Below are 21719 nucleotides of genomic sequence, written 5' to 3'. Positions count from 1 at the left end.
AATAGATGTTTGAACATATTCAAACTACATTTAATGCAATGTAAATTGAAATTTAAGTTAATGAACGTTCATTATACATCTCCTCAATCTGCTCCCGATAGCGTTGCATAATCACTTTACGACGTAATTTCAGCGTCGGAGTGATTTCTTCCATTGCCGTACTAAAGGCTTGAGGCAAGAGAGTAAACCTCTTCACCTGCTCAAAGCTCGGGAGTTCTTTCTGCAACTCGTGGATACGTCTTTCAAACATCTGAATAATGTCGGAATGCTTAATCAGCTCGATCCTATCCTGATATTTGATATTAAGTTGCTTTGCATATTCCTCAAGGCTATCAAAACACGGCACAATCAAAGCAGAAACATACTTCTTTGCATCTGCAATCACGGCAATCTGCTCAATAAACTTATCTTTACCGATTTTGCCTTCAATGTATTGCGGAGCGATATATTTCCCATTTGAAGTTTTCATTAACTCTTTCAAGCGGTCAGTAATGAATAAATTTCCGCAACTATCCATTTCGCCAACATCACCGGTGCGTAAGAAACCATCATCAGTAAAAGCTTTTGCCGTTTCTTCAAGCTTCTTGTAGTAGCCTCGCATTACCATTCCGCCACGCACCAGAATTTCATTTTCCTCACCGATTTTGACTTCCGCATTTGGCATTAATGTCCCAATAGAATTTGGATTAAAGCCCTTATCTTGCCAGCAAGAAACTGTTGCAGTGGTTTCAGTCATTCCGTAGCCCAGTTTAATGTTGATCCCAATGCTATGGAAAAATGAACCAATAGAAGCTTCCAGCTTTGCCCCACCGCAAGGCATCATTTTGATCCTACCGCCTAATAAAGCTCGCAGTTTGGTCAGCACTAATTTATCGGCTAGAGCATATTGCAAACGAAGCCACGGTGATGGGTGCTCTATTTGATAATGTTGTTCACCAATACGAATTGCCCAGTTGAACAAAGCTCGGCGATGTAGTGGGGCTTTTTCCACTTTATCCCATACCGCCGTATAAATTTTTTCATAGAAGCGAGGCACCGCACACATCACCGTTGGTTTCAGTGTAGTCAAGGCATCACGGACGTGGTTGGTGTCTTCCAAATAGCAATTTGTCGCACCACGATGAAAAACATAAGCAATCCACGCACGTTCAAAAATGTGCGAAAGTGGTAAAAACGAAAGCGACACATCATCTTCATTCACATTTAAAGCAAGATCGTGAGCATTTAATTGATGGGCAAGGTTAGCATAATCCAGCATCACGCCTTTTGGTTCACCCGTTGTTCCAGACGTATAAATCAGCGTAAAAAGATCGGATAACTGTTTAGAATTAAGGCGTTTTTCAAATTCCGCTTCATTTGGAACAACATTGAGAAAATCTTCCCAATAACACGCATTTGGAAGATCCCTCAAATGCATATTCGCCTTCATTGCCACAATTTTCATTAATTGTGGACAGTTGTTCGCTATTTGATAGACCTGATCAAATTGCTCTTGATCACCAACAAAGAGAATTTTAATGTCAGCATCATTCACAATATATTCCACTTGTTTTGCCGTGTTTGTCGCATAAATCGGCACCGCAACAGCCCTTGCCTGCATCGCCCCAAAATCAGCGATAGTCCAACGAGGCATATTATTTGCAAAGATACCGATTTTATCTTGAATATCAATATGTTGAGCAATTAGAGCATAAGAGAAGCGGTCAATTTCTTGCTGAAAAGTTTGCCACGACATTTCCTGCCATTGAGCTTGTTCACGGAAACGCAAAGCGGTACGATTAAGCCATTTTTTTGCTTGCAGGCGAAATCTATTCACAAAATGGAAGTCGAGAGAAGCCATCTTTTTATCCTGTTTATTCAGCTTACAAATGTTCGCTAATATACTTTTTTCACTAAGAAAAAGCTAGAGAAATGTGAACAAATGTAAGCTGAAATATAGCTTATCTGTATTCTTAAGCAATGGTAATCTGTGCTTTTTGTATCATTGACTGCCTTACTGCATCTGCTACTTTTACCGCATCAATTGGCTGTTCTGTCAGAACGGATTGTGCATTATGGCTTAAGTGATTTAGTACTGTTAATGCTTCAATTTCGGTTGCTCGGCTTAGCCATAAAGGTACGAGTGCATTTAAGTCATTATAACGTTGGATAGCTTTACCGTTTTCGCGTAAGGATAAATCGGCTTCAAATTCATCGTACAAATTAAATTGCTGACGTTGTCCATTTGCAAGGGTGAGGGTCATTGTGGAGTTGAAGAAATTGATAACTAGTGCCCCCAATTCTCCGTGAATGGATATACCCCATTCGTGTAGTCGATAAGCAGTTCCCATTTCTAAATAGGCAAATACGCCACTATTAAATTGGAGAAGTAATTGGATAATATCGTGGTTATCAATGTTATCCAAATGCGCTCTATTGGTTGATTGAGCATAGACTGATTTTACATCGCCAAGTAACCAACAAAGAAGGTCAAGTTCGTGGATTTCGTTAAATAGTTTTCCACCTGTCAGGGATACGTCATTTTTCCACCAGTTTTTATTTGCTGGGCTATCAATCCAACGTTGTCGGGTTGCTCTGGCTACTGTAATTTTGCCTAATACATTTTCTTGCATAAACTGTTTGGCTTTCATTACGCCAGGTAAGGTTCGAAGTAGATGTCCTGCCAGGGCAACCGCATATGTTGTCCATTTTTCAACCTACACGCCGAGCAACAGCTCATCTCGAAATTCATCTGACCAACCAGCAGCGGTCAATTTCCCTTTCATACTCTGCTTTTTCGGGTGTAATCGAGCCAAGTTCAACGCTAATCGATGCAAGATTGCCAGATTTTCCGCACCCCATTCATCGGTCACAGCACATTCGTCTTCTTTATAGACCATATCTAGCACCCAATGGGCTTTGTTTTCCACTTCCCAATGCCCTCGCACGCACTTCGCCAACATTTGAATATCAGCATCCAAACTACGGATATAAAAAACTTTTTCTTGCGATTCTTTGCCATTATCTGACCGCTTGCGACACACCTCCAACACCGATTTTATCCCCTTCCATTCCTCCGCTTTGCTCAGCCAATCACTCACTTTCAGCTTACGGTAGTAACGCTCATCAATTCGACGACGTTCCGCATTTACCTCCTCAAACGTCTCAAGCATTTCGGGGCAATCTCGGCTGATTTTGTGAAAATACGCCTCCACTTCCGACTGAAATTGACGGTGATTTTTCTTCAACGGCATCACATAATCCCCTTTCTTTTCGATGATTTTCTCGGCAATTTTCTTCTGTGTATTCATCGCATCCACCGTTATAACGGCATTTTTTAAGCAAAAACTATCGATAATTTCCATCACCGCCTGCTGCTCATTTTGCTTACCCGAGGATTTTTTCTGCGACAAAATCAAACCACGAGACTGGCTCCACACTGTTACACTGTGCAAAGCACTTTGGGTTTCTGGATTGAAACTATGACGAAGTGTCTTGCCATCAATCGCAATCACTTCACGTCCTTGTTGTGTGCGTATCTCATTGATAAAATTAAGAAAAACCTCATTAAACGCTTGTGGCTCAATGCGTTTTATTACACGAGCGATAGTATCATCGACAGGAATGCCACACTCAAAAGGACGATATTTTCGCAACCAATCCAAATGTAATTCGCCAAAAAGTTTGATTTCAGTCCAACTATTTGCCCCCGAAATCACGGCACTGACGACGAGAAAAACGATGTCTAAAAAGTGGTGTTTTTGATTATAGGCTCGTGGGTCGGATAAATTTTCAAAAAAACGAAAAACGCTCATTTTACAACCTGATTTGATACGGATAATTAAGGTGTATTAGATCATAAATTTGAGAAAGATGCGATCTTGCCCTGGATTTGTATTGACATACTATACCCATGATGAAATGGACTTGTTACTTTTATTTCAATCTGGTTATTTAAGTGACCATTGCTCAAAAGGTATACCGATAAGAAATAGCATTTCAGCTAAAAACATACAGGATGGAATCTAAAGCACTCGACGAGATTGAGTATAGCTTTTAGCCCAATATCTCTCTGACATAGAACTTGTAGTTACACCTTGGCTTGAGCTGGCGTGAACAAATTTGCCATTACCGATATAAACACCAACGTGATTATTTTTACGGAAAAAGACTAAATCACCTGGACGTAATTCTGATTTAGAGATGGATTTACCCATATGTCGTTGTTCTGCTGTTGAACGAGGAAAATGTTGGCTAAAGGCAGAATCCATAATGGCTTGCACAAAAGCAGAACAATCAATACCTGCTTTGCTTTCACCGCCTAGACGGTAGCGAGTTCCAGCCCATTGACGATAGACATTCATTACTTTCTGTGTCACATCTTGTTTTTTGCTGAGGCAAATTTTGCCGTTGTTTTTGCTTTATTTAACTGCGTTGGGGTTGCAGGTTTGGTACTCAAACTTGCGACAGCGTTTGAACTATACCCAATAGACAACGCAATGGTCAGAGAAAAAAGAACGGTTTTGGTTAAAGAAAATAATGATTTTTGCATAATAAATTTGTCTCGCCAGAACTAGAAAAGCGAATTACCTCAACTAAAAATTACAAGAATTTGTATAAAATAAAGGTTTTGTTCCGCACAAAACCCACCACGTCAGACCAGTATAACTTAATTTTGTTCCAAAGAACGTAGAAAATTTATCTCATCAGCCCAAATTTCAGGTTCGATTGTTTCTAAAATGAGCGGAATGTTGTCAAAATGAGCATTATTCATAATAAATTTAAAGACATCTGTCCCGATTGTGCCTTCTCTTAATGTGTGATGACGATCTACTCTGCTTGCAAGCGGTGTTTTTGAGCCATTAAGGTGCATACCTCGCAAAAACTCAAAACCGACCACTTTATCGAAATCGGCAAAGGTTTGTTCGCAAGAAGTTAATGAACTAATATCGTAACCTGCCGAAAATAAGTGACAAGTGTCTAAGCAAACGCCGACACGCTGTTTATTTTCAACTTGCTCAATGATTTCAGCTAAATGTTCAAATCGCCACCCCAAATTTGAGCCTTGCCCAGCCGTGTTTTCAATCACAGCCACCACATTAGGCACACTATCAACTGCAATGTTAATCGATTCGGCAATACGCGCTAAACAATCCTGTTCCGATATTTTATTTAGATGACTACCTGGGTGGAAATTTAACAAGGTTAGCCCTAATTGATCGCAACGTCGCATTTCATCAATAAAGGCTTCGCGTGATTTTGCCAAATTTTCCGCTTCGGGATTGCCTAAATTAATCAAATAGCTATCGTGAGGAAGAATTTGTGCTGGCGAAAAATGGTGAACTTGGCAAAAACGTTTAAATTTTTCAATAGTATCCTCTTTTAAGGGCGGTGCTTGCCATTGACGTTGATTTTTCGTAAACAAAGCAAAGGCATTCGCTCCAATTTCGACTGAGCGTAATACAGCATTCTCAACACCACCAGAAGCACTAACGTGAGCACCAATATATTTCATCTTATTTTCTCCAAATAATTCGTGTAACATACCGCTTTCATTTTTACGGAAACTGATTTTATGAACCAAACAACGATCAACGACTTTTCTCTACTGTGCCGTTTGTTCGGCAATCTCTTTTATCGCAACCCAACAGATCCTATTTTAGCAGGGACTTTTGCGTGGCTAAAACAGGGTTATCTTCGTCAAACTTGGGCATTGGCAACTGATGAACAGAGTGAACTTGCCCTAACAATCATAGAAAAAAATGCTAACCCTACGGAACAAGCGGACAGTTATCAAGCACTTTTTGTGGAAAATGGAGCTATTGCTACAACAATCTCTGCCTATGGATTATCTGTTGCTGACTTTGTGGCTTTCCGCCAGCAAAGAGGTATGCCTGAATTAGCAAATCCCGATCACGTTGCATTGCTACTGCTAACAGCCTCTTGGATTGAAGATAACCTTGATTCTACTGAGGCTCAACGTGATTTCTTTGAACATTTTGTTTTACCTTGTTTAAGCAAGTTCTTAGGCAAAGTGGAAGCCTTTGATACAGGTTTTTATAAAGCATTAGCCCAACTTACTCGAGATGCATTAAGTGCAATGGCGGATGAGTTGGAAGAGTTAGAGAATATGTAGTTTTGTTGGTATTATCATGTAGCTGCTAGATAGTACAGAAATTACTTTTGCTAACAGCTACATGGTATTAATTTATTCAAGGAATGTCAGTGCTTGCTTGACAACTTCTATTTTAAACGTGCCGAACCCTTGGCTTTCAAACTACCAAGCATACCAACTATTCAATGGGTAGGTATCAATAGCTACGGTTCTTGGGACTGCGCCAGCCCTCGTCAAATTCCTGTTTGGAAAGATAAAGGGCAACGCTATTGTACAGGTGGCGGTTCTGTGGTTGAAGCAAAACCAAGTGTATGGGACGCATTGTCGCTAGGTAAAGACGCTCCTCAAGCCCAGCCAAATAGAGCCGATGAAGCAGAAGGACAAGCTCCGATTGAGGAAGTGGCTCCGACGGAATAAAATTGGTATTTCACTACTCCTTTTTGCCCCCCTATTCTCCCAAAACACACTAAATAAAAGTGTTCATAAGCAAGTATAATTTTACTGTTATACCACAACTTATGAACACTTTACGACACTATTATTTTTCAAAATGAGATACTAATTCCCACTATTTAATGAATAATTTCACTTAACTCAACCCGACGTTTTTCCCTTACAGAAAGCGTACAGGCGTCTGCGGTTGCAATTGCAGCTCTTGCGGCTTCACCTGTGAGTAGTTTTATAAACTCTTCATTTGGTTGCATACCGTGTAAAATATCATTCAGATATTTCATCTCTTTTTTCATAATAGAACTTAGCCACGAACAGTATTATCAAGCCTATCTGTCGATGAATACTATTTCACGCAGAGGGCTATTTCGCAGTTTGCTTGGCGGTACGCAAAAAAGTGTGAGTACGGAAATCGCTCGCCAAGTTGCCCCCCGCCGTTTTCTTGCCCCGAACATCTGTTTGTATCGGTATGCAACGGTTGTGGAGAGTGCAAAATTGCCTGTTTTGTAGGAGCCTTGGGATTGGAAATGTACAAGCGGTAAGAGCAGTTGCTAAATTTGCAATAAATCTTACCGCTTGAACTTATCTAGTGTAACGCTTTCAGCGTAGTAACTAACTGTTGATAACGCTGATATTTTTGTTGATAGGCTTCAAAATGTTCAGGATTTGGTTGCACTTGACGCATTGCTTGTTGCAATAGTTCTGGGCGATTTTCGTCAGCCGCTTCCATTGCCATCATCGCTGCCCCTAAGCAACCTGTTTCTTCAATATTCGGTACTTCTAATGTCATTCCTGTTAAATCCGCCAGCATTTGTAACCAAATTGGCGACTTCGTTGGTCCGCCTGTAACACGGAGTATCTGAGTATTCGGGAAGCGTTGTAGCATTCGGTTGAGATGATGCATTAAGCTGAACAGTACGCCTTCGTAAATGGCTTGGAGTAGATGAGCTTGTGTATGATGTGCTTGTATTCCATAAAAACCTGCTTGCATACCTAAACCTGCGTTAGAGCCATAAAGGAATGGGACAAACAGTACAGAGCTAGTCGCAGGCGGTAGTTCAGCAATCGTTTGATTAATGTGAGCGTAATCTAAATTCCACTGTTTGATAAACCATTCTAAATTACCCGCTGATGTTGGGCTGGCTTCGTGGACGATAAATTTGCCCGCTTGTGCATAACGTCCGTAAACAAACGGTAAATCTTGGTTTGGATCGATATGGTCTGTGATACCACTGACAACCGACCAAGTACCGAGTACGGCATTAAGTTTGGTTTCATCATCTAACCCTGCACATAATGCGGTAGAAACGACGTCAAATAAGCCACCGACCACAGGTGTTCCCGCCGCTAAACCACAAAGAGCGGAAGCCTTTTCGGTCACATAACCTGCCACTTGGTTTGGGGCGATCACAAGCGGTAATTTATCAATGATTTCTTGCAAACCAAGTATTTCAGCAAGTTGGAGATCGTATTTTCCTTCTGCCATATTGTAGAGATTGGACTCAGAAATATTGGTTTCTTCACAATGTAATTCACCAGTAAGGCAAAAGCGTAAGTAGTCGTGTGACATTAATACAGAACCGATTTGTGCATAACGTTCTGGTTCGTGTTCTTTTATCCAACGTAAAATGGAAACGGGGTGCCCTGTCCATAAGGTTTGGCGGGTGATTGGGTAGAGTTTTTCTGGTATGCCTTCTTTTTGCCACTGTTTAACGATGTCGATAGAACGTTGGTCGGAAGATAAGATCGCTCTACCTAGTGGTTGTTTATTTTTATCCAGTAAAAACGCACCTTTTCCTTGAGCTGAAATGCCTACTCCTTTGATTGCGGTTGGCTCTACATCACTTTTTTCAAGTGTTTGGTGAATAACATTGGCACAGACTTGCCAAAGTTGAGCCATATCCCTTTCTGCATAACCTGCTTTTTCGCTGATGACCGCTACATTTTCACGAGCAAGTCCGCAGATTTGTCCGTGACGATCAAACAGTGCTGCTTTAATAAAAGTGCCACCACAATCAATGCCTAAGTAGTAGTTCATTTGAGTTCCTTTTTATTTCTGTATTAGCAAATCCCCCTTTGGGGAAAAAGGGGGATGGGATAGAGAAGATTTATTATTTCGCTAACCCATCAATTTTTTCAACTAATTCACTGCCGTTTTTCTCAATAAAGGCTTTGCGAACATCTGCTTCAATGATGGCTTTAAACGGTTTGTTATCTACTTCTTCAATCACTTGAATACCTGCTTTTTGTAATTTAGCGATGATCTCTTTTTCATTCTCTAAGTTAAGTTGGCGTTGATAGTTGCCAGCTTCTTTGGCTGCATCAAGAATTGCTTGTTGTAATTCTGGTGAGAAACTGTCGAATTTCGCTTTGTTCATTACAACAATTAATGGGGTATAGCCGTGATTAGTTAAACTTAAATGTTTTTGTACTTCATAAAGTTTAGCTGACCAGAAAATACCGATTGGGTGTTCTTGTGCATCTACTGCTCGTGTTTCAAGCGCGGTATAAAGTTCAGAAAGTGGCATCGGCACAGGATTTGCACCAAGTAGGCTAAATGCCTGAATATACATTGGGTTTTGGTTAGTACGGACTTTTAACCCCTTGATATCTTCAGGTGATTTGACTGGGTGTTTTGAGTTAGTAAATGAACGGAACCCGACTTCCCAGAAAGCTAAGCCTTTTAATCCTTGTGCTTCTAAATCTTTTAATAAACCTTGACCGATTTCGCCGTCTAATACAGCATAAGCGTGTTCACGGTTTTTAAAGATAAAAGGAATATCGATTACATTTAATTTTGGCTCTAGACCTGAGAAATTTGGTGAGCCAGACATTTCAATGTCGATAGTTCCGCCACGCACCGCACCGATCATTGTTTGTGCATTTCCTAAGGTGCTATCAGGGAATAAGCTCAATTTGATTTCACCCTTACTTTTTTCTTTCAGCAAATCATTGAATTTTTTTGCTGCGGTATGTTGGGTATCGCTACGAGGTGCTTCGTAACCAAAACGTAAGGTGGTTTCAGCGTTCGCCGTTCCACTAAACAAGACAGCAGAAGCGATTAAGGCAGCGAGTGTTTTAAGATTAAACAGTTTCATAGTGTTCTCCTTGTAAAATTAAGGTTGCATCCACGAAAGTGGCGTTAAAATTAATGATGGGAAGAAGACAAAGGTAAATAGCAATGCCATCATCAACATATATGGCAGAATACCTTTAGCGGCTTGATCAAACGGTAGTTTGGAAACTCCAGTAATTACGTTCAGCACGTTACCGACAGGTGGAGTAATTAAGCCGATAGAGGTATTTAAGATAAACAGTACGCCGAAATAAACAGGGTCAATACCTGCTTCTTCAATAAGTGGCATTAATACTGGTGTGAGAATTAAAACCGTAGGTGTTAAGTCCATTACCATTCCGATGATGAATACGGCAATCATAATCACGATAAGTAATAGAGTTGGAGAACCGATGAGCGGTTCAAGTAATTCTGTCATCATTTGTGGTAATTCTGCTACGGTAATTAACCAGCCCGTGACATTTGCTGCTGCAACAAGGAACATTACAACAGCGGTTGTTTTTCCTGCATTGAGTAGGACTTTATACAGATCTTTTAGCTTGAGTTCACGATAAACAAAGAGCGATACGACCAACGCATAGAACGTCGCAACTGCCCCCGCTTCGGTTGGTGTGAACATTCCAGAACGGAAACCACCGATGATAATCACGGGCAGCATCAACGCCCAGATACTATTTTTAAAGGAAATACAAAGCTCTTGTTTCGTCGCTTTTGAGAATGTCATTAAATTAAGACGTTTTGCCTGCCACCACCAAAGTGCCGCTAAACAAACTCCCATCATAATACCAGGAAAAATGCCTGCTAAGAATAATTTGGTAATAGATACACCGCTGGCAACACCGAAGACAATAAACGGAATAGAAGGTGGAATGATCGGAGCTATAATTCCTGCGGTGCCGATTAAACCTGCGGATTTATCCACCGGATAGCCCGTCGTTTTCATCATCGGTAACAACATGGCAGCGACAGCGGCTGTATCGGCTACGGCAGAACCGGAAAGGCTCGCCATAATCATTGCCGCTAAAATTGCCACAAAACCTAATCCACCACGTTTATGTCCGACTAATTTCATCGGCAGATCAATAATTCGTTTGGATAGTCCCCCCTCATTCATTATTTCACCTGCAAGAATGAAGAACGGAATAGCCATTAATGAAAAGCTATCTGCACCACTGACAATTTGTTGAGCAAGAATTTGTGCATCAAACAGATCAAGATGTAACATTAATGCGATGCCACAAACTAAGAGAGCAAAGGCAACAGGTATGCCTAAAATAATTGCACCTAATAGTACAGAAAGGAAAATTACCACCGTCATTTGGTTTCTCCTCTAATAAGTATTGCTGCTGTTGATATCACTCTTGTGGCAATTAATATTGCAATAAACACTCCTGAAATAACCGCTGCAAGATACGTTACTCCCGTTGGTATTTCAGATATAGGCGATAAGTTATGAAGATTTAATTGGAATTGAACCCAGCCACCTTGCACAACGAGATAGCAGCAAAATAACATAATGCTATCTGTAAATAGACGAAGGATATGGCGTGTGGTAGGGGAAAGTTTGTCGGTAAGCATAGTGACACTAACATGTTGATTATCGCTAAAAGCAAGAATTGCTCCTAAGAATGTCAGCCACACAAACAAATAACGGGAAACTTCTTCGGTTATGTTAATACTGCTATTAAATCCATAACGCAGAACAACGTTTAAAAAGACCAAACAAGCCATCGTAGATAAGATGATCACCACAAGAAACTCAAGGGCTTTGCTCGTATAAAGTGCTAGAGATTTCATATTACACCTCAATTTCGCTCATTGCGATTTTGACGACGATTTTGCGGATCATTTCCGTGCCGTCGTAAATGGCAGTACGGTGGGTATCTTCAGGAAAAAAGACTGCGAAATTCCCTTCAACACAGTGAAATTCATTTTCTTGCTCAACGGCTGAGTAGTATTGAATATCTCGCTCTGGATCATAGGCTGTTGCAACAGGGTTTTGCCCTAAATCAATCGCACTTGCCATTATTTCCTTTCCCCGATGTAAATATTGTACGTCTAAGTAATTTCGGTGAACTTCTGGCTGGTAAGCAGATTTAGGTTTAGTATCTAAATCAAGAACTTGTACATAAATACGATCTTCTTTCAGTGAATAACGCCCTACTTCAAGGCGATCAAAGTCGGTATTTTGTAAGTAATCTAGAGCAAATTGAATTGCTTTCGGATATTGGCTTTTGTTTACGTTGGAAATGTGACCGAAGAACATTTCATCCTCCTTTTAGTAAAAAAGATGGAAAATTGGATCGCTATATGTTTATAGCGACTTCAATTTCGCCCAAACGGTATCATCTACAGGAATACCATTCGCTTTGTTCTCTGCCAGAATAGTGGTAAATTCGTGTCCTGGTAAGCGAATTGCCACATTTGGATCAGAACGTTCCGCTGTGCGGACATAATCCATAATCCGTTCAAGTTTTTCTTCTTTGGTTTTGCCATCAATTAAGCGATCAACTTCGATTGCAATAAAGATTTGTGAAACACAATATTCATCATCTTTATCTTCTGTCACCGCAGCAGTCGATAGACCATTAGAAAGTAAGGTAGCAATCATATCTAACACGATAGATAAACCAGAACCTTTCCAGAAACCTGCAGGTAATAAGCGACGGTTTTTCTCAACGGTACCCGGATCACGAGTGAGATTGCCGTCATCATCAAAACCAGCATCAACAAAGGTTTGGCGCCCCGCTAAACGATGAACTTCCAACATACCGTAAGAGTACATTGAGCAAGACATATCAACCATTGTGATTGGGTTACTTGGTACAGCAATAATTAATGGATTTGTTCCGATACGGCACTCTTTTGCCCCCCAAGGTGGCATTACCGCAAGGGCGTTTGTCCAACAAATGCCGATATAACCTTTCTCAGCAGCTTGCCAGCCATAACCGCCGCCACGCATCCAGTGATTTGCATTTTTTAATGCCACTACACCGATACCAAATTGGTCAGCAATTTCCATTGCTCTATCCATCATTTTTTTAGCAGTTAAGTTACCGATGGCTTGATGTGCGTCCCATTGTTCAATCGCCCCTAACGAAAGCACTTTAGTTGGCACTGCATCAGGAATAACATCGCCCTTTTCTAACTGTTGAATAAAACGAGGAAAACGGTTTACACCGTGAGAATAAACACCCGCTTGGGTAGTGTCAGCAAACATTGTGGCACACTCTTCTGCAATCTCTTCACGAACATTGCGGGCAAGTAGCACACGTTTAAATTCGGCTTTAAGCTCTTGATATGATACTTTCATTAGCAACCCCTTTGTTTCATATATCAAAATGATATTTCATAAATTAAACCTAAACAGATTAAAAGTCAATCAAACCATAAAAATAAAAACCATTTAAAATCAATATGTTATTTGTAAAGTTTTAGTTTTGTGAGTAAGATCTCATTTTTATGGGATTGCATTCCAAAATATGAAAGAGAAAAATATGCTATGATAGGAGGTATAAAATGAAATAGGAGAACAGAATGGCAGAGGAAAAAAGTGGTGGAAATCAAAGCCTTATTCGTGGTTTACGTTTAATGGATATTTTAAGTAACTTTCCAAATGGTTGCCCACTAGCGAAATTGGCTGAAATTTCAGAACTTAACAAAAGTACCGTACACCGTTTACTGCAAGGGTTACAAAACGAGGGGTATGTGAAAGCAGCAAGTTCTGTTGGTAGCTATCGTTTAACAACAAAATGTCTAAGTTTAGGGCAGAAAACCCTTGCTTCAATGAATATTATTCATTTAGCTTCCCCGCATTTAGAACGATTAAATCTTGCCTTAGGTGAAACCGTCAATTTTTCAAAGCGAGAAGACGATCACGCGATTATGATTTACAAGCTCGAGCCAACAATGGGTATGATGAAAACGCGCGCCTATATTGGACAACATTTGCCACTTTATTGTTCTGCAATGGGTAAACTTTATCTTGCTTATGAAGAAAATAAAGAATATTTAGATCGTTATTGGCAGGCACATAGCGGTCAGATTGAGCAAAGAACTTGCAAAACCATTACGGACATTCAAGCTATGCGTCAAGAACTCAATGACATTCTTCAATCTGGTTTTGCTATGGATAGGGAAGAAAATGAACTTGGCGTGTGCTGCCTCGCTGTACCTGTATTTAATCACCTTGGCAGAGTGGAATATGCCATTTCAGTTTCAACATCTATTCATCGTTTGAATGAATATACGATGGGTGATTTTCTACGCGAGGTACAACAAACTGCACAAACTATTTCGCAGGAGTTAGGGTGGAAGGAAATTTAATCTTACCAATGACTTACTATGTCTAATCTAAAGTAATTTAGAATATAAAGTATAGATTGGTGGCTAAGGAGATGATTTACTATAAGCAGTAAACTATTATTTATGGTTATATGCTAATATAGATATCTAGCATAGTAGACAAAATAGTTGCTAATGTTTATTTTCTTTAAATATTAGCAACTCTTTTTATTTAAAAATTATTTATAAACAACGTGTTATAGATTTCGTTAACCCCTTGTAATTATTTAATTTCCACTCAAGTTTTCTAAATAATCCCTCTAAGTGATCTATAGTCTTTTCTATATTTAATTCAGAATATTTCTCATAGGTAAAAATAAAATCTATATAACGATTTAAACTGGTATAAGTACTTCTTACATTACGATATTTATAAGGAATGTTGATAGGTTTGTTTTCCAGATGTGTAATCAGTCCAAATTTTTATTGGATCTAATTTATTCTTAAGAGAAAATGTTTTATGACACTTATGACAAAAATATCGTTGAATATTCTTTGATGTCCTATGTTTTTTTATTTTCAGGCTTTGGCAAAATGGGCAGTTTTTTGTTCATGTTTCAAAAAGAGGGCTTAAAGCCTTATACTATCGATATTATGTAGCAGTTGCTACATAAATTTTCCTACTATGTCGTTTATTAGCTCCAATACGTTACCCTTCCAAAACACCCACCACAAACTCCGCAATCTGCTCCACATTATTAATATCCAACAGATTTTCTCTTTCCAACGGATAATCCGTTGCGGTGGCAAGGGTGAAAGGATCTAACTCAGGTAAGGGTTTATCCATCTCTTTTCGGTGTAGCTGAATTTTCGGCAAGGTTTCGTGTTTGAAGCCTTCGACTAAAATCAGATCGACATTTTGTGTTTCCATCTGTTTTACCAGTACATTAAAAGACGCGAGAGTATTCGTTTCCACCATCATCGCCCAACGCTGTTCACACACAATCATTGTCGGATTTGCCCCTGCTAAACGTAGGCGATGGCTGTCTTTTCCTGCTTTATCGACATCGACATTATGATGAGAGTGCTTAATTAAACCTACTTTTATCCCTTTTTGATTTAACTGGGGAATGAGCTTTTCAAGTAAAGTGGTTTTGCCTGTGCCACTATAACCTGTCACTGCAAGCAACGGAACGCCCCCCTCTGTCCTGCGGACATCTCCCCCCGCAAGCGGAGGGAGGGAATACGGAAGAAAATCTTCTGGGGTATTAAAATTGTTAAACGCCTGTTTTTGTTCGGAAAAATCAACGGCAATACTGCGTTGGCTTTGGAAAAACTGAAATAGACGGCGTTCGCCATTATTCAGGTAATCTTGTAATGCAGGTACGACAGAACGATGGATTAAAGCAAAAGTCGGGTGTGGGCGTTCACCGTCGTGGGCAAAGGCAATTTGAGCATTGTTGATCTGTAAGGCTGTACTTAGTTTTACGGCAAGATTTTCAGGTAAAAATGGGCTATCGCAAGGGACAAATAGCAAATATTCACTATCAATTTGCTCAAAGCCAGCTAACATACCGCTTAATGCCCCTTGAAAGCCTTCAAGACAATCGGCATAAAGCGGAATATCAGGATAGTGTTGCTGATACTGCGCTTGCAAGCGGTTCACATTCAACCAGATTTTGCAAATTTGTGGGGATAATCTTTCCAAAATATGAGAAATCAGAGGTTTACCTTGTAGAAGTTGCAATCCTTTTTGTACCCCATTCAAACGACGAGCAAGCCCCCCCGCTAAAATTACCCCTTGAATTTGATTAAATTGCATTTATTTTCCCCTTGTTTTTGCAAAATTAACCTTAAAAGTATATGATCCTGCCTAGTTTTTTCCAAATTTTTTAAGGATTTTCTGATGAAATGTAAACGTTTAGACGAAGTGTTAGAGCTATTAGGTGAACATTGGCGTAAAGAACCCGATCTTCACTTACTTGATTTATTACACAAACTTGCTGAAGAAGTTGGCAAACCGAATGATTTAGATGCACTGCGTGATGAAGTGTTAATTTATCAACTCAAAATGCGTGAAAAAAATAAAACCGAAGTGATCCCTGGTATCAAAAAAGATTACGAAGAAGATTTTAAAACTGCTTTATTAAAAGCGCGTGGAATTTTAAATGATTAATGTTGTCATAGGATCGACTTTTTTAACTCGAGGAATTTATGAAGAAATTTGCTTTAAAAACCGTATTCATTGCCCTTTCTGCATTAGGGGCTTTTTCAACAACCGCAATGGCACAAGATCCTGTTGCAAATAAAGAGTATCTCGAAGTTCGCCAAGTGCCTTCGGCTCAAAAAGAGGTGTTAGAATTTTTCTCTTTCTATTGCCCACACTGCTATGATTTTGAATTGAATTACAAAATTCCAAGTAAAGTCAAAGCAGGTTTACCTGAAGGGGCTGTGTTAAAACAGTACCACGTTGATTTTTTAGGTCGTCAATCGACAGAATTAACACGAGCGTGGGCATTAGCAATGGCATTAGGCGCGGAAGATAAGGTGAAAACCCCATTATTTGAAGCGGCACAAAAAGATGCAATTAAATCAATGGACGACATTCGTGCGATTTTCTTAGCAAATGGTATTACCGCAGAACAATTTGACGGCGGCATTAATAGCTTTGCGGTGAATGGTTTAGTGACAAAACAAACTCAAGCTGCTGAAGAATTTAAAGTGCGTGGCGTGCCAGCATTTTTTGTGAATGAACAATATCAGCTAAATCCAGAAGGTTTCTCCGATTCAGGCTCAACCAACGAATTTGTTCAACGTTATATTGATGCGATTTTATTTTTAGTGAAAAAATAGAGTGTATTTGCAAAACAAGCGTTCAATCTGACCGCTTGTTTTTATCTCACCCAATCGGCTAACCATAACCGAATTTTAATCCCCCAATAGGTTGAGAAGCCAGTAGTGTGGCTAATCATTTTGCCATCTTTTACAATAATTAATGTCGGAGTCGCTTGAATATCCCAACTTTTTGAAAATGTCCCTATTGGATCATTGATAGTCACAAAATGATATTGATGCGCTTTCATATACTGTTTTACTTCATCATCACTTCCCGATTTGAGAGCAATACTTAAAACATTGGCGCCATCTAGTACAAGCTGAGAAATAGATGGGGAGGTATATTCACAAAATTTGCACCAACTGCCCCAAAAATAGAGTAACAGTGATTTTTGGTGGCTTAGTTGTGCAATAATTTGAGGATTTTTCTCCAAATCATATAAAACTTGTTCTGCAAATTGATGAGAGGGATTGGGTCTACGAAACCAATCTACTGCAGTGTTGATCAATACAAATAAACTCACAAATAACAAAATATTTTTCATAGAACAGTTGATAATGCCATGCTTTTTCATTTTATTTCTTACCACCAGTATAAGCTGCAGCTCCTCTAGCTAGCATTCTTAATTGTGTAATTACACGTTGTTTTAATTTTTCTCGTTCTTGACTATTTAAGTCTAAAGCATGGGAACCTGCTGTGAAAACGAGAGTAACAAGTCCTTCAGATTGAATATAAGCTAGTTCCTGAGTTATTGCGTGATCTCTTTGTTGAATATATTCTGCGAGTTCTGCTACAAAATGCTGGATTTCACGTGACGTGGCAGTTCTAAATTCTTGCGAGGTTCCTGATCGTTCTCTCAGCAAAAGACGAAACATATTAGGGCGGTATTCAATAAGTTCAAAAAAGGTTTCTACAGAGATAGCAATAACACTCCCCCCTTTTTCTAATCTTTTTCTAGCTTGGCGCATTAATTGACGTAAGATTAACCCTGATTCGTCTACCATTGCTAACCCCAATTCATCCATATCTTTAAAGTGTCGGTAAAAAGACGTTGGTGCAATGCCCGCTTCACGGGCAACTTCACGTAGACTTAAATTTGAAAAACTTTTGTCTGCAGTTAGCTGGTTAAATGCAGCATCAACTAATGCACGGCGAGTTTTCTCTTTTTGGATTGCTCTGATTCCACTACTCATTATTGAATCTCTGACATTATTTTTTGAATCTCTTTTGCAAGGCGTTCATATCGCAACCGTAATGGGGAGCCGGGGCGATAGATTAACCCAATTGTTCTATATGGTTCAGGATTATTAAAATGAATATAGTGTAAATTATCTGTTTTTCCAATTTTAGCTGCTAGTTCAGGAATAAACGCAATTCCTTCATCTGCGGCAACCATATTACGTAATGTTTCTAAACTATTTGCTTTAAAGTGGCTGTTCTCTTTTGCTCCGATTGATAAGCAATAGTCCATCAACTGTGTTCGTAGACAATGCCCTCCATCTAGCATCAACATTTCTTGATCGCGTAATTTTGATAAGTCTATTGAGGTTGTTGTTGCCCATTTATGCTGATTGGATACTGCAAGTAGCATTTTTTCATTAAAAATAGGTATTTCGATAAATGGCGCGCTTTCTTTGTCAAAAGCTAAAATAACGCAATCTAGTTGTCCCGACTCAAGTTGTTCCACAAGTAATGATGTTTGTAGTTCATAAATATAAAGCTCTAATCTAGGGAAAAGTTGTTTTAGTTGAGGAAAAATTATCGGTGAAATATAAGGTCCTAATGTTGGAATGATACCAATATGTAAGGGGCCAGACATTGCTTTACCTTGGTTGCTTGCCATTTCTCTAAGAATCTTCACTTCTCTTAACACAGCTTTTGCTTGTTCAACTAAGGTAAGCCCTGATTGGGTAAAGAGTACTTTCCGGCTAGTTCTTTCCAATAGCACAGTTCCGAGCTCATCTTCTAACTTACGAATCTGCCCACTCAGTGTGGGCTGGCTTACATTACAAGCATCAGCTGCTTTACGAAAATGTTTAAAATCAGCTAAAGCGATTAGATATTCTAGATCTCGGATATTCATATAATACTAGTCCCCATTAAATCAATAATTAAATTATGCCATATTTGATGACAAAATATTAATGTTTTAAATATACCATAGAGCATAACATCAAATTACGCTATCTAAATAATATTTACCAGCCTAATAACGAACACCCTGCAAGATCAACATATAACCAGCAATCATCAACAAAATACCACTTAGCAACCTTTGCATTGTAAGCGGTTTTAAAATCCCTCTCAGCTTCATTGAAAAGAAACTGGTTAAAAATGAACATAGAACCACAATAGACACAACGGTAAAATTCACATATCCCACTTGCCAAGAGTTTTCTAAATAGACCGGTGGAGTTTTGCTTAGATAACCGTATAAGTTTCCTAATCCACCAATAATCATCATATAGTTGCTATAAGCGGCGATGTGATGTGGTTTGACGCTTGGTAATAAACTAATAAGAGGTGCCATAATTGAGCCACCACCAATACCTGTAATTCCTGCGACACTTCCACCAAATAAGCATACTGAAATTCCCTTAATGTTCTCTTTTAACGAGCTACAAGCGGTGGAATTCTCAGATTTTTTTGCGAGAATAAGACGTAATGCAAGGACAACAAGTGTAGTCACAAACACTGCAACAATTGCCCAATTTGGAATGAAAAAACTAATTTCAAACCCGAGCTGAACGCCGATAATCATTCCAGTTGACCATAGCAACAGTGATTTCATTTTGACAGGAACACGCTGTTTATAGAAATAGACTAAGTTGATTGTTGCTGTTCCCATCACTGTCATTAAAGAGGTGGCAGCAACCATTTGCAACGAAAATTCAGGAAACAGTGTATGTAAAATCGGCACCATTAGCACACCGCCGCCGATCCCAAACAGTGCTGACATTAAATTAGTCAGTATGCCACAGGCGATTAAAATCAAAATTGTGGTTATTGTCATAAATGCCCCCTAATATAGAGGTGTTGAAAGTCCTACAGCTTCTATTATGAAAGTGAAATCTGCTATCCCATTATGATCGTCCTCATATTTTTCCGAGTGAAATTTCACTATTTTCTAAATTTGTGAGCAAGATCACTTTACAGTTATGACAATTATCATAATTTATTTACATCTAACGAGATTATGCTAAAGCGGTTCTAAATTTCTAGAATAGTTATGTGATAATTTAATCTCAAAATGAAAGGAGGACTATATGTTGCTCACAATAGTCAGTTTTATTCTAGTCACTGCTGCAGTTGGCTGGATTTCGTGGTATCAAACTAAGGGTGATGATTTAAAATCATCAAAAGGTTATTTCCTTGCAGGGCGTGGATTGAGTGGTGTGGTCATCGGCTGCTCAATGGTATTAACCTCACTTTCAACGGAACAGTTAATCGGGATCAACGCAAACTCTTATGCAGGTAACTTCTCGATTATGGCGTGGACTGTACAATCAGTCATTCCACTCTGTTTCCTTGCGTTATATCTGTTACCAAAATATATCCGTAACGGTTACACCACCATTCCAGAGTTCTTTGAAGCACGTTTCGACAGACAAACTCGTTTGATTATGTCCACGCTCTTCTTGTTCTTCTATCTTTTCATTGCTATCCCAACCGCACTTTATACAGGGGCAATTGCATTTAACAAAATCTTCAGCCTACAAGAAGTGTTTAATCTTAGCTATGGCGAAGCGATTACTTACACTGTGATTGCAATCGGTATCATCGGTGCAATTTATGCGATTTTCGGCGGCTTAAAAGCTGTTGCCGTATCGGATACTTGGAATGCAGTGATCTTAGTGATCGGTGCCTTACTTGTGCCTATCTTTGCTCTTGCTTATTTAGGTAATGGCAGTATTTCAGAAGGTTTACACATTATCGGTACAACCCACGTTGAAAAATTCAATGCCATCGGTAGTGCAACAGACGCTGTGCCTTGGCCGGCAATCTTCACGGGTATCTTAATCGTCAACTTCTTCTACTGGACCACAAACCAAGCGATTGTGCAACGTGCATTAGGGGCAAGAGATTTAAAAGCGGGTCAAAAAGGGATTTTAATTGCAGCACTTTTCCTCTTGTTGCTACCGTTAATCCTTAACTTGCCAGGCTTATTAAGCTATCACATTCTTGGCGAAGGCTTAAAACCGATTGATGCCTCATACCCAAGTTTAGTCAATAAAGTGTTACCGACTTGGTTACAAGGCTTCTTTGTGGCTGCATTATTCGGAGCGATTTTAAGTACCTTCAACTCATTCTTAAATTCAGCGGCAACCATCTACTGTAACGACTTATTGCCTGCGATTACTAAAGTCAAACGCACCGATGCAGAGCTTATCAGTTATGCGAAAAAAGTCTGTACCATTATGGCGATTATCACAATGGTTGTTGCACCGTTATTGATGTTCGGTACAGACGGTATATTCTTATTCACTCGCCGTTTTGCTGGCTTCTTTAACATTCCTATCGTGGCACTCTTTGCCGTTGGATTGTTCAACCGCTATGTATCAGGCTTAGCTGCACGCATTACCTTGTTAGTCCACGTTGTGCTTTACTTCACTCTCGTTTGGATTATCAATGTGAACGTAAACTTTGTGTATGTAATGGGTTCACTCTTCGTCTTTGATGTAGCGTTAATGCTTATCTTAGGTCAGTTCTTAAAACGTGCGACCCCATATGAAGATAACCAAGTCAATCATTCAAATGTCGATTTAACCCACTGGGAATATGCAAGAACTGCAGTAGCTTCATTAGTGTTAGGCTTAATTACCTTACACTTAGTGTTATCACCGCTTGGTTTAGCTTCCGCAGAAGGCAATGCGACAATGATTATGGGCGTATGGGCCGTGGTGCAAGTGCTTATCCTGATTTTCTTCGGTAAAAAGAAAATGGTAGATAAAGCGTAATAACAAAGCATAATTAAAGTG

24 protein-coding genes and 2 pseudogenes are annotated in these 21719 nt (G+C 39.5%); 7 read left to right on the top strand and 19 right to left on the bottom strand.

Annotated elements, in window-relative coordinates; translation table 11 throughout:
* Window positions 1-52: 52 nt before the first annotated feature.
* The 6 genes and pseudogenes from B0183_RS01405 to nfo all read right to left on the bottom strand — a co-directional run bounded on the left by B0183_RS01405 (window position 53) and on the right by nfo (window position 5494).
* The gene (locus B0183_RS01405) at window positions 53-1840 is read right to left on the bottom strand and encodes an AMP-dependent synthetase/ligase (protein WP_038514938.1); all 1788 of its coding nucleotides are present in this window, start codon (window positions 1838-1840) and stop codon (window positions 53-55) included.
* Between the two features lie 112 nt (window positions 1841-1952).
* Window positions 1953-2630 (bottom strand): Gfo/Idh/MocA family protein, encoded by a 678-nt coding sequence (locus B0183_RS01400; RefSeq protein ID WP_078208222.1) that lies wholly within the window; start codon window positions 2628-2630, stop codon window positions 1953-1955.
* Window positions 2631-2696: 66 nt separating this feature from the next.
* Complete coding sequence (locus tag B0183_RS01395; protein ID WP_078208221.1) at window positions 2697-3794, bottom strand: ISAs1 family transposase; 1098 nt, start codon at window positions 3792-3794, stop codon at window positions 2697-2699.
* A gap of 210 nt (window positions 3795-4004) precedes the next feature.
* Window positions 4005-4349: pseudogene (locus tag B0183_RS01390) on the bottom strand (NlpC/P60 family protein); the annotation flags it as partial.
* A 5-nt stretch (window positions 4350-4354) separates the two neighbouring features.
* Window positions 4355-4531: a hypothetical protein gene (locus B0183_RS13080; RefSeq protein ID WP_412459323.1), complete on the bottom strand. Its 177-nt coding sequence runs from the start codon at window positions 4529-4531 to the stop codon at window positions 4355-4357.
* Between the two features lie 117 nt (window positions 4532-4648).
* Window positions 4649-5494, bottom strand: coding sequence for a deoxyribonuclease IV (gene nfo / locus B0183_RS01385; RefSeq protein ID WP_021109945.1), 846 nt, complete (start codon window positions 5492-5494; stop codon window positions 4649-4651).
* A gap of 60 nt (window positions 5495-5554) precedes the next feature.
* Between nfo and B0183_RS01380 the strand changes: the two genes are divergently transcribed.
* Together B0183_RS01380 and B0183_RS01375 are read left to right on the top strand one after the other, a co-directional pair.
* Window positions 5555-6115, top strand: a complete 561-nt coding sequence (locus B0183_RS01380; protein ID WP_021113037.1) for a TorD/DmsD family molecular chaperone — start codon at window positions 5555-5557, stop codon at window positions 6113-6115.
* Between the two features lie 93 nt (window positions 6116-6208).
* Entirely contained in the window at window positions 6209-6511 is a 303-nt protein-coding gene (locus B0183_RS01375; RefSeq protein ID WP_021113030.1) for a hypothetical protein, read from the top strand.
* A 155-nt stretch (window positions 6512-6666) separates the two neighbouring features.
* Here B0183_RS01375 and B0183_RS01370 read toward each other — a convergent pair.
* A pseudogene (locus B0183_RS01370) lies at window positions 6667-6855 on the bottom strand (Gfo/Idh/MocA family oxidoreductase); the annotation flags it as partial.
* A gap of 28 nt (window positions 6856-6883) precedes the next feature.
* Between B0183_RS01370 and B0183_RS01365 the strand changes: the two are divergent.
* Window positions 6884-7054, top strand: coding sequence for a hypothetical protein (locus tag B0183_RS01365; RefSeq protein WP_021114479.1), 171 nt, complete (start codon window positions 6884-6886; stop codon window positions 7052-7054).
* 76 nt (window positions 7055-7130) lie between these two features.
* Here the strand turns inward: B0183_RS01365 and B0183_RS01360 are convergent, their stop codons facing one another.
* The 6 genes from B0183_RS01360 to yiaK form a co-directional block, all read right to left on the bottom strand.
* On the bottom strand, window positions 7131-8582 hold the full coding sequence (locus tag B0183_RS01360) for an FGGY-family carbohydrate kinase (RefSeq protein ID WP_021114478.1): 1452 nt from the start codon (window positions 8580-8582) through the stop codon (window positions 7131-7133).
* Between the two features lie 73 nt (window positions 8583-8655).
* The gene (locus B0183_RS01355; protein ID WP_021113033.1) at window positions 8656-9642 is read right to left on the bottom strand and encodes a TRAP transporter substrate-binding protein; all 987 of its coding nucleotides are present in this window, start codon (window positions 9640-9642) and stop codon (window positions 8656-8658) included.
* Between the two features lie 18 nt (window positions 9643-9660).
* The gene (locus B0183_RS01350) at window positions 9661-10938 is read right to left on the bottom strand and encodes a TRAP transporter large permease subunit (RefSeq protein WP_078208220.1); all 1278 of its coding nucleotides are present in this window, start codon (window positions 10936-10938) and stop codon (window positions 9661-9663) included.
* A complete protein-coding gene (locus tag B0183_RS01345) occupies window positions 10935-11417 on the bottom strand; it encodes a TRAP transporter small permease (protein ID WP_021110120.1) in 483 nt (160 codons plus the stop codon). Before B0183_RS01345 ends, B0183_RS01350 begins: the two co-directional genes overlap by 4 nt.
* Window position 11418: 1 nt before the next feature.
* Window positions 11419-11886, bottom strand: a complete 468-nt coding sequence (locus tag B0183_RS01340) for a YhcH/YjgK/YiaL family protein (protein WP_021111847.1) — start codon at window positions 11884-11886, stop codon at window positions 11419-11421.
* Between the two features lie 48 nt (window positions 11887-11934).
* On the bottom strand, window positions 11935-12933 hold the full coding sequence (gene yiaK, locus B0183_RS01335) for a 3-dehydro-L-gulonate 2-dehydrogenase (RefSeq protein ID WP_021111842.1): 999 nt from the start codon (window positions 12931-12933) through the stop codon (window positions 11935-11937).
* A 224-nt stretch (window positions 12934-13157) separates the two neighbouring features.
* Between yiaK and B0183_RS01330 the strand changes: the two genes are divergently transcribed.
* Window positions 13158-13946: an IclR family transcriptional regulator gene (locus tag B0183_RS01330; RefSeq protein ID WP_078208219.1), complete on the top strand. Its 789-nt coding sequence runs from the start codon at window positions 13158-13160 to the stop codon at window positions 13944-13946.
* Between the two features lie 388 nt (window positions 13947-14334).
* Here B0183_RS01330 and B0183_RS12090 read toward each other — a convergent pair whose 3' ends face one another.
* Both B0183_RS12090 and mobA read right to left on the bottom strand, forming a co-directional pair.
* Window positions 14335-14481, bottom strand: a complete 147-nt coding sequence (locus B0183_RS12090; RefSeq protein ID WP_459543469.1) for a hypothetical protein — start codon at window positions 14479-14481, stop codon at window positions 14335-14337.
* Window positions 14482-14613: 132 nt separating this feature from the next.
* Window positions 14614-15726 carry a molybdenum cofactor guanylyltransferase MobA gene (gene mobA, locus B0183_RS01320; RefSeq protein WP_021114474.1) on the bottom strand — a complete coding sequence of 371 codons (1113 nt, stop codon included), beginning with the start codon at window positions 15724-15726 and terminating at the stop codon, window positions 14614-14616.
* An 84-nt stretch (window positions 15727-15810) separates the two neighbouring features.
* Between mobA and B0183_RS01315 the strand changes: the two genes are divergently transcribed.
* Window positions 15811-16080, top strand: a complete 270-nt coding sequence (locus B0183_RS01315; protein ID WP_078208218.1) for a DUF1040 family protein — start codon at window positions 15811-15813, stop codon at window positions 16078-16080.
* A gap of 38 nt (window positions 16081-16118) precedes the next feature.
* Window positions 16119-16757 carry a thiol:disulfide interchange protein DsbA gene (dsbA, locus tag B0183_RS01310; RefSeq protein WP_005713308.1) on the top strand — a complete coding sequence of 213 codons (639 nt, stop codon included), beginning with the start codon at window positions 16119-16121 and terminating at the stop codon, window positions 16755-16757.
* A gap of 41 nt (window positions 16758-16798) precedes the next feature.
* On the opposite strand, the gene B0183_RS01305 is transcribed toward dsbA, so the two are convergent.
* The 4 genes from B0183_RS01305 to B0183_RS01290 form a co-directional block, all read right to left on the bottom strand.
* Complete coding sequence (locus tag B0183_RS01305) at window positions 16799-17314, bottom strand: protein disulfide oxidoreductase (RefSeq protein WP_078208217.1); 516 nt, start codon at window positions 17312-17314, stop codon at window positions 16799-16801.
* 1 nt (window position 17315) lies between these two features.
* Window positions 17316-17936: an HTH-type transcriptional repressor FabR gene (gene fabR, locus B0183_RS01300; RefSeq protein ID WP_035493968.1), complete on the bottom strand. Its 621-nt coding sequence runs from the start codon at window positions 17934-17936 to the stop codon at window positions 17316-17318.
* Window positions 17933-18823 (bottom strand): DNA-binding transcriptional regulator OxyR, encoded by an 891-nt coding sequence (gene oxyR / locus B0183_RS01295; RefSeq protein WP_021118596.1) that lies wholly within the window; start codon window positions 18821-18823, stop codon window positions 17933-17935. The genes fabR and oxyR overlap by 4 nt, the downstream gene beginning before the upstream one ends.
* A gap of 123 nt (window positions 18824-18946) precedes the next feature.
* A complete protein-coding gene (locus B0183_RS01290; protein WP_021114472.1) occupies window positions 18947-19753 on the bottom strand; it encodes a sulfite exporter TauE/SafE family protein in 807 nt (268 codons plus the stop codon).
* A gap of 253 nt (window positions 19754-20006) precedes the next feature.
* On the opposite strand from B0183_RS01290, the gene B0183_RS01285 reads away from it, so the two are divergent.
* The gene (locus tag B0183_RS01285) at window positions 20007-21698 is read left to right on the top strand and encodes a solute:sodium symporter family transporter (protein WP_078208216.1); all 1692 of its coding nucleotides are present in this window, start codon (window positions 20007-20009) and stop codon (window positions 21696-21698) included.
* Window positions 21699-21719: the final 21 nt, after the last annotated feature.

The organism is Glaesserella parasuis, assembly GCF_002015085.1.
Taxonomy (GTDB): Bacteria; Pseudomonadota; Gammaproteobacteria; order Enterobacterales; family Pasteurellaceae; genus Glaesserella; species Glaesserella parasuis.
The sequence above is the reverse complement of the archived record's forward strand: the minus strand, read 5'-3'. Positions and strand labels throughout refer to the sequence as shown.